The sequence below is a fragment of the Clostridium sp. RTP31139st1_H3_RTP31139_211217 genome, from assembly GCF_040227035.1.
GTDB classification, from domain to species: Bacteria; Bacillota; Clostridia; order Clostridiales; family Clostridiaceae; genus Clostridium; species Clostridium saudiense.
The window spans coordinates 1-1,214 of the sequence record NZ_JBCOAB010000113.1; the positions used below are offsets into that span (position 1 = coordinate 1).

At 29.4% G+C, this 1,214-nt stretch carries 2 protein-coding genes and 2 tRNA genes; all 4 read right to left on the minus strand.

Features of this window, described 5'->3' with window-relative positions:
* Nucleotides 1-91 precede the first annotated feature (91 nt).
* A complete protein-coding gene (locus ABUA17_RS18760) occupies nucleotides 92-535 on the minus strand; it encodes a hypothetical protein (protein WP_042402880.1) in 444 nt (147 codons plus the stop codon).
* Between the two features lie 97 nt (nucleotides 536-632).
* Nucleotides 633-785: a hypothetical protein gene (locus ABUA17_RS18765; RefSeq protein ID WP_172676202.1), complete on the minus strand. Its 153-nt coding sequence runs from the start codon at nucleotides 783-785 to the stop codon at nucleotides 633-635.
* Nucleotides 786-972: 187 nt separating this feature from the next.
* A tRNA-Ala gene (locus tag ABUA17_RS18770) sits at nucleotides 973-1,048 on the minus strand.
* Between the two features lie 5 nt (nucleotides 1,049-1,053).
* Nucleotides 1,054-1,130, minus strand: a tRNA-Ile gene (locus ABUA17_RS18775).
* Between the last annotated feature and the right edge of the window lie 84 nt (nucleotides 1,131-1,214).

The following is a 1,214-nucleotide window of genomic DNA, read 5'->3' on the forward strand; positions in this document are numbered from 1 at the left end:
ATATAATTTTCAAAGAGCGAGCAATTCTATGAAAAATCAAGCTATTTTTTCATATCAGCTTAACAGATTCATATTTTATGAAATTTTATTATTAGTTTTTTTCAACTAAGTATCTATTAATATAAGCTAAAGATTCTTCTAATATTCCTTGACTACCTTCAAGGTCTTGTAATTTGACTTCTACATTGCATATTCTTTGTTCTAATTGATACATTAACTCTTTAATATCATTTAATAATTTCACTTCATATGATACTTGTATTCCATCTGAATCTATATATATCTTTTCTGGTGTTGAACCGCATTCAACACATTTTGCATATATTCCTTCCTTTTCAGTATCCCTAAATACCTTAAAAGTATCATTATTACATTTAGAACAATTTGATAATATAATAAAATCATAATAACTTATATCAAATTCATATTTGCTCTTACAATGTTCACATGTTAGTACTAAATTATTACCTTGAGTTTCTATAAAAAAAGTATTTCCTGAACAACCTTCCTTTTCGCATACCACTGTTCTTATCATAAATAGTCCCTCCTATATTTACATGAAAATATAATTCCCTCAAAAATTATTATGATATTTTTGAATATAATATGCTTAAATTCATATTGTTTAAAATTTATTTTACTATCAAAGATAATTTATCTAACTCATTTTTTATATTGTTGATTTCCTCATCAATCTCTTTTGTATTTTTCCCAGCTAGGACTAGATCTCTTTTTTTTAATTTCAACTGAATTATTCTTTGCTCCAAGTTTACTTTTTCTTCCATATGACCACTCCCATTCTTATTTTTATATAAGAACACATTATAAATCTGTTTTAGAAATACTATATACACTATTATATAATACTTTATTAAAATCATAGCAAAAAAACAATAATATTTTTGATTTATTTTACGACAAATTATTATTAATTTATACAACAAAAAAAGCTACGATTTAAAACCGTAGCTTTGGTGGAGGTAAAGGGATTCGAACCCTTGACCCCTTGCGTGCAAGGCAAGTGCTCTCCCAACTGAGCTATACCCCCAAAAATGGTGGACCTTCAGGGACTCGAACCCCGGACCTACCGGTTATGAGCCGGTTGCTCTAACCAACTGAGCTAAAGATCCTCAGTGTTTACCTGGCAACGTTCTACTCTTCCACACAGTCCCCCGTGCAGTACCATCGACGCTGTAGAGCTTAACTTTCCTGTT

What these genes read in the sequence shown, in the direction of transcription:
- ABUA17_RS18760 (WP_042402880.1), bottom strand. Translation starts at nt 535, where the DNA reads ATGATAAGAACAGTGGTATGCGAAAAGGAAGGTTGTTCAGGAAATACT.
- ABUA17_RS18765 (WP_172676202.1), bottom strand. Translation starts at nt 785, where the DNA reads ATGGAAGAAAAAGTAAACTTGGAGCAAAGAATAATTCAGTTGAAATTA.